Annotated in this window: 5 protein-coding genes and 6 pseudogenes; 5 read left to right on the top strand and 6 right to left on the bottom strand. The window is 64.2% G+C overall.

Annotated features, from left to right (window positions below; genetic code table 11):
- Nucleotides 1–214 precede the first annotated feature (214 nt).
- Nucleotides 215–985 (top strand): annotated as a pseudogene (locus ACH4C6_RS35425) (transposase); the annotation flags it as partial.
- Between the two features lie 721 nt (nucleotides 986–1,706).
- Here ACH4C6_RS35425 and ACH4C6_RS35420 read toward each other — a convergent pair.
- The 4 genes and pseudogenes from ACH4C6_RS35420 to ACH4C6_RS35405 all read right to left on the bottom strand — a co-directional run.
- A complete protein-coding gene (locus ACH4C6_RS35420) occupies nucleotides 1,707–2,399 on the bottom strand; it encodes a hypothetical protein (RefSeq protein WP_398112720.1) in 693 nt (230 codons plus the stop codon).
- The gene (locus tag ACH4C6_RS35415) at nucleotides 2,350–2,712 is read right to left on the bottom strand and encodes a hypothetical protein (protein ID WP_366900880.1); all 363 of its coding nucleotides are present in this window, start codon (nucleotides 2,710–2,712) and stop codon (nucleotides 2,350–2,352) included. The genes ACH4C6_RS35420 and ACH4C6_RS35415 overlap by 50 nt, the downstream gene beginning before the upstream one ends.
- 143 nt (nucleotides 2,713–2,855) lie before the next feature.
- Nucleotides 2,856–3,237, bottom strand: a pseudogene (locus ACH4C6_RS35410) (transposase); the annotation flags it as partial.
- Nucleotides 3,238–3,727: 490 nt separating this feature from the next.
- Nucleotides 3,728–4,023: pseudogene (locus tag ACH4C6_RS35405) on the bottom strand (transposase family protein); the annotation flags it as partial.
- 34 nt (nucleotides 4,024–4,057) lie between these two features.
- Between ACH4C6_RS35405 and ACH4C6_RS35400 the strand changes: the two are divergent.
- Nucleotides 4,058–4,216 (top strand): annotated as a pseudogene (locus ACH4C6_RS35400) (transposase family protein); the annotation flags it as partial.
- Nucleotides 4,217–4,244: 28 nt separating this feature from the next.
- Here the strand turns inward: ACH4C6_RS35400 and ACH4C6_RS35395 are convergent.
- Nucleotides 4,245–4,379: pseudogene (locus tag ACH4C6_RS35395) on the bottom strand (IS5/IS1182 family transposase); the annotation flags it as partial.
- Between the two features lie 470 nt (nucleotides 4,380–4,849).
- On the opposite strand from ACH4C6_RS35395, the gene ACH4C6_RS35390 reads away from it, so the two are divergent.
- The 3 genes from ACH4C6_RS35390 to ACH4C6_RS35380 all read left to right on the top strand — a co-directional run bounded on the left by ACH4C6_RS35390 (nucleotide 4,850) and on the right by ACH4C6_RS35380 (nucleotide 8,059).
- On the top strand, nucleotides 4,850–5,446 hold the full coding sequence (locus ACH4C6_RS35390) for a hypothetical protein (RefSeq protein WP_398112719.1): 597 nt from the start codon (nucleotides 4,850–4,852) through the stop codon (nucleotides 5,444–5,446).
- A gap of 719 nt (nucleotides 5,447–6,165) precedes the next feature.
- A complete protein-coding gene (locus tag ACH4C6_RS35385; protein ID WP_398112718.1) occupies nucleotides 6,166–6,582 on the top strand; it encodes a transposase in 417 nt (138 codons plus the stop codon).
- A 37-nt stretch (nucleotides 6,583–6,619) separates the two neighbouring features.
- On the top strand, nucleotides 6,620–8,059 hold the full coding sequence (locus ACH4C6_RS35380; RefSeq protein WP_398112717.1) for a hypothetical protein: 1,440 nt from the start codon (nucleotides 6,620–6,622) through the stop codon (nucleotides 8,057–8,059).
- Nucleotides 8,060–8,296: 237 nt separating this feature from the next.
- On the opposite strand, the pseudogene ACH4C6_RS35375 reads toward ACH4C6_RS35380, so the two are convergent.
- A pseudogene (locus ACH4C6_RS35375) lies at nucleotides 8,297–8,403 on the bottom strand (IS5/IS1182 family transposase); the annotation flags it as partial.

The raw sequence follows: 8,403 nt of genomic DNA, 5'->3' as shown, positions 1-8,403 counted from the left end.
GCAACGGCGTTCACCAGGCCATGCTCGGCATCTCCCGGCTCCACAACCTAGCCCTCACCGGATAACTGACACCCCATACGGGACAACCTCTAGCCTCGGGCTTTCATGAGGTGGCTGTCCAAAGCGTGATCGAAAACGCGAGAAGGGCTTCTGACCTGCAACGATAGGACTTGTCGAGGGTCCAGATCGTGCCGTGGAAAGAAGCACTTCTCAGGTGAAGAAGCGTATCGGGTCGTACCCGCGTGTCCGCATCGAGGGCGGTGGCCGGGCGGTGGTGTCCGAGGCCGGGGGCGTGCTGCTGGTCGAGACCGCCCGCAAGGCTGGGCTGGACACCGCAATATCCGCGGCGCTGGTGCCGTGGCGGAAGGCTCGGGCGGTGCACGATCCAGGCAAGATTCTGCTGGATGTGGCCCTGGCGGTCGCGCTGGGCGGCGACTGCCTGGCCGATGTCGGGATGCTGCGGGCCGAGCCGGCAGTGTTCGGCCCGGTGGCCTCTGACCCGACCGTTTCCCGCCTCGTCGACGCCCTGGCCGCGTCCGGCCCGAAGGCTCTGAACGCGATCCGGTCAGCGCGGGCCGAAGTACGCGAGCGGATATGGAAGTTGGCGGGATCCTCGTCGCCGGACGCCTCCGGGCAGGTGATCGTCGACCTGGACGGGGTGCTGGTACTGACTCACTCCGACAAGGAGGACACGGCCGCGACCTGGAAGAAGACCTTCGGACATCACCCGCTGACGGGGTTCGTCGATCACGGAAGCGGCGGCAGCGGGGAGCCGGTGGCCGCGCTCCTGCGGCCCGGGAACGCGGGCAGCAACACTGCCGCCGACCACATCACCACGACCCAACTCGCCCTGGCCCAGTTGCCGAAGAAGTACCGGCGCGGACGCCAGACGCTGATTCGTACCGACTCTGGCGGTGGCACCCACGACTTCGTCGCATGGCTCGCCCAGCGGGGAAGGTGGCTGTCCTACTCGGTCGGCATCACCGCCGGTCTGTTTGCGGCGTCGGTGGACGCGGAGGGCGAGGCGTCCGTGGGGGAAGGCGATCCCGCCGAGTTCGTCGGCGATGCCGCAGGTCTTGATCGAGCGGGACTCCCAGCGGCCGTGTCCGGCAGAGGAAGCGGTGTGCTGGACGGCGATGTCCGGCCAGGGCAGGGCGGCGAGCTGCCCTCCGGCACATCGCGGCATCCACCTCCGCGGCCTCCACCTCGTACTCCCACCACCCCATGCCCCTCACCGTGGCAGCAGCCGCCAGCCAAACCCCACCCGGCCCCAACTACCCCCACCCACACCCCTCGCCCCAACCCACCGGACCCACCCGCAACACCCACACCACCTCCAACCAAGGACCGAGCCGCCGGTAAACAGCCCCTCTCCCCCAGCCGGCCGTGACGACGCAGCCTCCACAACTCACGCCCAGACGAAGCATTTGAGCAACAGCGTCTGGGGCTGTGCCGTGACTGCGCAGCCCCAGGCGCCCCTCGTAGGCGCGCGCGGTCCACAATCTGCTGGGGCCGATGCCGCGTCCGGCGTCGGCGAAGAGTCCGCCTGAAGGCTGCCCCGGCCCGCTGCTCCCAGGAATGAGCGTTGACGCGGCGGGCTGCACCCTACGGCGTCCGTGCCGTCTGCGACCGTGCCCGGGCACGGCGCGGGCCCCCAGGAGCGTCCTGAGGGCCCGGCCCGAGTCGGCGGATGCGGCCAAACCCGGTCAGCAGCTGGTTTCCAGGGCCTTCACGAGGTCGTCTGGGGGCGGAGTGGTTCTCGTGGCGAGGTGACGCACGTTGGGGCCGGGCGGGGGCCAGGCGGCTCCCCGGCCCAGCGGGTGGCGACGCGAAGTCGAGGTACGCCATCCGTGCCGCTCGGACCACACCAGCGCCGGAGCCGGGGCTTGCGGGCTGTCCAGGACGAGCGCGGCGAAGCATTCCTCCTGGGCCGGGTGCTGGACGGCTGGTGGGGTGTCGGTGGTGGTCCAGCCGCGGGCGTGCAGGGCGCGGGCGACGCCGGCGAGGTAGGGGCGTGCCTGGCGGCCGCGCACGATGGTCTCCGCCCGGGTGCTGGCGCGGCGGGTCAGGGCGGCCGGGTAGCCGAGCGCGGCGGCGGCCTGCGCGGCGCTGACTCCTTGCTGCGTCATCACGTCGGCCATCCGCTGCGCGCGCAGGGCGGTCAGTGCGGCTTGGGCGGTGTTGCGGTGCACGCCGAGCTGGTCGGTGACCCCGGCCGCGGTGAGCGTGGGGTCGGCGTCCAGGAGCAGCGCAACGCGCCCGGGCAGGAGGTCGCGCGGGACCTGGTCCCCGACGCCGACCGGACGGCCCGTGCCGGAGCTGACGATGCGGCGGGGCGTGGGGGTGTGGTCACGCACGACGTGGCGGGGCCAGTGCTCCACCCCGCCGAGGAGCACCATGGGCTCGCTGACAGCCGGGTCCCTCTCGGCGGTCCCACGCCTGCGGGTCCACACCACGCAGAGCGGGGGCCTCCTGACGGTCGAGCAGGTCATCGTCGTCATCCACCGCCGGCAACGGTGGGACGGGACGCCCGGCGAGATAGGCGTCGACCTGCTCGCCGTCATACAGCCGGGTCCGGCTCGCGCCCAGCGGAGCAGGAAAACCTTCGGCCTGCATGAGGCCCGAGTTGAGCAGCGTTTGCACGGCAATACCCTGCTGCGCGGCGATGTCGGCGAGGGTGCGCACCAGGTGCCTGCGCCCGGCACGGATCATGAGTTGCGGTCCTTTCGGATCCGGCGAATCACCGGAAATTCAAGAAAAGTGTAGTGATGTCCTACCGGCAGGGCTGCACCCTATACGGCGTCCGTGCCGTCTGCGGCCGTGCCCGGGCACGGCGCGGGCCTCCAGGAGCGTCCTTGGGGGTGTAGCCGGTCCCAGGCTCGTGCGGTCGCTGTCCCATATCGGCGGGTGTCGATGACCGTAACCGTCTGCTCGTTGCCCCACGTCTCCGGCTGCCCGAAGACGAATTCGCCTCCGTGCCGGGGCGGGCGTCCGCGGCAGGGTGTTAGCGATGGAATTCCTCACGGGAGGGCGCCGACCGGCGCATCACCCGGTCCGAGCGTGTCCGTCCCAGGATCTCGACGGGCAGATCCGCCAGCAAGTGAGCCAGCCGTGTAGCGTCGTAACCCCCGTCCACCACGATCATGATGTCCGGATCGCCCGCTGCCACTGCCCTGCCGCGATGATCTCCCTGATCTGGGCGGTGGTGACCGCGGCGACGTCGGCACCAGGCTCCAGCGGCCAGCCGCCCGCTGCGCGCGCTCGTGCTACTCCACCCCCGCCGGGGCCTGCTTCGCAAGCCGGGTTCCAAGGTGCACCTTCCGGGCAGGGCACCATCGAGCCACTCCGTGTGACGTTGAACCAGCCCTGCACTCGAAGCGTAAGTTTCAGGGAAAGAACTATCCAAACAGATTAGGGCAAAATTAATGCCAAACAGGGATGAGCCTCTACCCTCCTACACGCCCACTGCTTCAATCTATCAGCAGGCGGCGCTAGACGAACAGAACGCAGAAATTCAGCGCGTACGACAGGAGGTGATCGCGGATATTGCGATGAGGTCCCGCCTTCCCACGTATAGTCAGGCAACTGCACAAGCCAATAGTGGCCAGCAGTCACCCGTATACAATTACAACACGAGCAATCGAACTTCAGGACGAACAAGGTAGAGTAGCTAAAAGCTAACATGATTCCAAAGTGGATTATGAGCAGTAGTCACAGTGAACCTCTTTTATTCTGAATAGCCCCAGGTCAAGGGTGTGTCAATGGCTTGGACGACGGTGCCGATACGGCGGGTTGAACATTGGGCTCGCCGTATCGGTCGCCAGGACTTCAGCTGTGCGAAGCACGCTCGCCGGGAGCGCGCAGCCGGGCGTGGTCACGGTTGAACTGCTGGTAGTGCTCGGGCTGTTCGTGGTGGCGGTAGTAGGGGGTGTGGGCAGTGGCGCCGGCACCCTGGTAGGCCCGGTCGGCGAGGACCAGGATCTGTCGGGTCAGGCAGGCTTGGACGATGCCGTGGGCGCGGGCCGTCCTCACCCTGGAGCGACAACGCTGAAGAAGCTCACTGATCTCGACCGACCGCATCAAGGCGGACGAGCCGTACTACTCGCAGAAACACAAGCAGCACGGCATGAACGTACAGGTCATCGCGGCCCCGGACGGCACACCACTGTGGCTCTCAAGCGCGACACCGGGACGGACCCATGACCTGACCACGGCCAGCATCAAGCGCAGGCCGTTGCAGGAGCTCACGCCCACCGAGAAGACCCTGAAATGCGGTTCGGACTGCACCTGACCTTGCGGAAGATTCGCCAGGACTTCAGGCGGGCGACTCCGCGTTCGACCGGTGCCCGTGCCGCGGCCAGCGCCCGGTTCAGGGACCTGACGACGCGTGCCTCCAGCCGCGCATGCGGATCTACCACCAGGCCGGCCGCCTCGCCGACACGCCCGCATCCCGATACCTCCGCCTCGACGCGTCATCGCCCTGGGCGGCGGCCTTCACCCCCGCCTGGGACCGGCCCACCGGGCTACAGGCCACGTGACCAGCGCAGAAGCGAGCCCACGAGCATCGGGAAGGAGTACATCCTCAGTCTCCGGGCCAGTGGAACCCGGCGCAGCCGCAGCGACACGCGACGGCCCCACCCGCCCACCAGCGGCCCAAACGGGGCAAAGCTGCCACCTCAACAAGCAGCAATCACCGTTGACGAATCGAGGCCGATGCCATGAATACGGCGCATGCATTTCTGCAATACCAGGGCCAGGCGTGAACTGGTGCGTCAGAAAATCCGTAAGGAGTCAAAATGCGGCCCAGGAGCACCAAGCCGCGTAGCAAATCGAGAGAAAAGGAATATTCGTGACGTCTCCCGTTCCCGCAGGCCAGGAAAATCAGATGCAGGGAAACACCATCCCTATACAGGGGTCGGGGCCGGGTGCTCCGGCAGGGGCGGCCAATCTCCTGGCCTCACTCCCGGATAATCACTACAACACGCTAGCCCTGGCAGTCTTTTTCAAATTGGAGGGCTCGCAATACCTGGGCCACATGATCACGGAGAACAGCGTCAACCCCATCATTTTTCTGCCAATCAGGCACGCGCAGGTGCAGCTTACCTGGCCCGAGGAACACGTCGTCAACGTCGGAACCCGAGTGGGAGGCCTCAGTCGCTCGACCAGCGGCATTTACGTGAATAAAGGTGAGGCAATGATTCTGACGGCAATGGGGCACCCCCTTCATAAGGGAAAGATCGCGTCCCGCGGGGATCATGAACAACGGCGTGAAAGGCACGCCGATGCCCTCCGCGTGGTGTATAAACTGAGCGATTGGCAGAGCCTGGGCCAAGTGACCTTTGGGGGGAATCCGAAGTTACCCGTCTGCCGATCCAGTCCACAATTGTTCAGCTCACCTGGGACCCCGTACCTGTCAGAATCGGAGATCGAGTATCCAACCTCATGAATCGCTCGAATGGGGCGAAGGTGTCGGCTTCGGAAAAAGCGGTGCTGCGCATCAGAGGACATGCCGTCGACGAGCTCGAGCGGAAGCTGATTCCCGGGGCTCGGACTCCTCGTGAGATCGATACCGGTACCCATGCCCAGCCCGGTACGCATCGGGTAGCCGCCGCCTCAGGCAGCCTCCAAGGCCAGCGCACCAAAGCGGCTGCCCACATGGCAGAGCCTGAACCAGCCGCTTCTCCGTTGCTGTATCAGCTGCTGTATCCGGCTGGTCGGGCTGCGGGCCCTTCCCAGCTGACCGCCCCTGTGACATACCAAGCCCACCACGCCTCCGGGCAGCCGACGTACACCCCGGGGCAACCTTCCGCCCCACACCAGAACACTCCCGTCCCCGGTCCCAATCCCTACACCGGATACAGCTCCCTGGCGCGGGCAGCAGGCCCTTACCTGAACCGTATACATCCCGAAGCAGCGCACGGGCAGAACGAGACGACAGCACGAGCCGCATCGGTCCAGGCGGTAGCGGGAACACCGCATCCCCAGCCCAAGCAGCACCCGGAGGAAACCGACCCCGTCCACCAGACACACACCAGCACACCAACGAACCGGCAGGCACACTAACCCCCTCAGAGATCCGCCCCACCGCCACCACGCAGCCCAGCCGACGCCAGACCCGGCTGTCGCCCTCACCGTCGCCAAACTCTGGGACCCCGGCCATGGATCGTGGACGACGACTTGTGGGCTCTGGTCGAGCCGCTGCTGCCGCCCTGGCCCGAGCGGTCGCCGGGGCCGAGGCCGGTACCGGACCGGCTGTGCCTCCAGGGCGTCCTGTACGTGCTGCACAACGACATCGCCTGGCAACTGCTGCCCCTGCAGCTCGGGTTCGGCTCCGGACAGACGTGCTGGCGGCGGCTGGACCGCTGGCAGAAGGCCGGGGTCTTCGACCGGCTGCACCGGATCCTGCTCGCCGAACTGAACGCGACCGGCGAGCTGGACTGGTCCAGGGCGTGCGTCGACGGTTCCCACGTCCGCGCCAAAAAAAGGGGGAGCCGACACAGCTCCGTCGCCGGTCGATCAATCGCACCACAGAACATCAATAGCACCAATAATGCGGAACGTCAAGAATATTCGAACCGATGAGCCGAATCAAAGTGCGGCTAATATTAGGGAGCAGGACATGGGATCCGGAATCGAAGTTGAGCTCTCAAACATTTTACATTTCCCGGAGGAGACCGTCGCCATGGACTACCGAGGCGATGTACTGGCCGAAAAAATCCAGACTGACCTTCAAGGCAGGAGATTTACCGTTCAAATAGTAGTGGAGGATGCAGCTGCATACAGTGACGGGATGGGAGGTATGCACTGGCGCGAGAGTGAGGCGCTTCAAGTTGCGGGAGTGGCCCACTACTTCGACGTAGGAATCCCAGAGGTGATTATTGGAGTGGTGGCAAATAGTGGGTCTGAAAGCTACCCGTCCATTGAGGCATCACGCCAATGGCTTTCTCTAATTGATCGGAACATCCAAGCTGCCATGCCGCAGGAAAATGTCCTCCCAGTCGCTATTCACGACGTTTTCCCTACCTCTCAAGGATGGTCCATAGGCGAGGCTGGACGCGTGATACAAATTGGCCAGCGGATACATGGAATGAGCAATACGACACGTAGCGTTCACTACAACGTAGGCGTACCGCTCTCCATGGTGTACAAGCTAGCGTCGGAACTGCACCGAAGCCCGCACCGTGATATTTGTCGAGACTCCTTCGAGCGTCGGCAAGCCATAATTATGCTGGGGGACTCGATTGAATTTGGCAGCAAAATTGCCTCAGCATTAGCTCGGGACAAGTACAATCTTGATGCTTCGCTCCCGAACCACATTATTGCTGGATTGCCGGACAGAGACGTGCAAGAAGTGCGGGGAGCGGCTACTCTCCTGTACGGATTGGCGTCCCTAGCCGCTCACTCGGCCGCCTACTCCAATTCGCTAGCCAAGCGCTACTCGTCCTTGCTGCCGCGCCATAACCCGGCAGATATATTGGCAGAGTTGACGCCGAATGCACGTGCATGGCTGAAGAATAACGCTGCTGGGATCGTGAAGGAGTTCGAGCGAGTCTACAATTATTTCGCACCTACTCAACCACTGGATTACAGCAGACAAAGAGGGAGAAGGAACATATCAAGCGCTCCGGAGACTCCTCTAGAGATCAACCCTAGGGGCTCAGTCCAGGATTTACTTCTTAGTGGCCTAGATCAGACCCACAGTCCGCGAATGGGAATCGAGGACATTGTGTTTTCCAACGTACTTTCTAGTATCGACAGGAGTGGCCCACAGCCTCTGATCGTTCTGGAGGCAAGGCAGTATGGAGAAAATAGTATATCCATGGATGATGTGGACTCGCATCATAGTCGCCTAGCCGCATTGGCAGGCACCCTGCATCAAAAAGGGGCATCTCTGTCGCCCGACAGGCTATCCCCGCAGTGTGTACAGCAACATCTTGCTCATGCGGTTGCCAACTCCGCCGGTGTTTCAACCGGCACGTCACTTACCGCTCATAAAGAAACCAGCTCTCCAGCACCGGGGGCCAGGGCTGGTGTTGCACCCCGCCCACGCCGCTACTGACTTCGGCTGGTCAAGGTGGTGAGTTCGTTCAAAGTCCTGCCGTGGCGGGGCTGGCCTGCGCGATGTAGCGGAGCTTGCCCAGACCCTTGATATTCGGGCTGCCTTTGCGGGAGATGACGTTTCTTCAGGCGTCTCCAGATGAGGCTGCAGGTGAGGGAGACGAAGGCATCGTGGAGTTCGGTGCGGCGTTCCCAGCGGAAGTTTGGTGTCAGTGATTCCTAGGTCGTGTCCGCAAAGTCAGGGCAGCCGGAGTCTGAGGCAGGCCAGGGTGACCAGGGCCTGGTAATGGCGGGCGCGTTTGTCGTAGCGGGTGGCCAGGGCTTTGTTGTGCTTGAGCTTGTTGA

The sequence above is a fragment of the Streptomyces sp. NPDC017943 genome (genome assembly GCF_044328425.1).
Lineage (GTDB): Bacteria > Actinomycetota > Actinomycetes > Streptomycetales > Streptomycetaceae > Streptomyces > Streptomyces djakartensis_A.
Note: the sequence above shows the minus strand (reverse complement) of the source record. Positions and strands in the feature narration are given on the sequence as shown.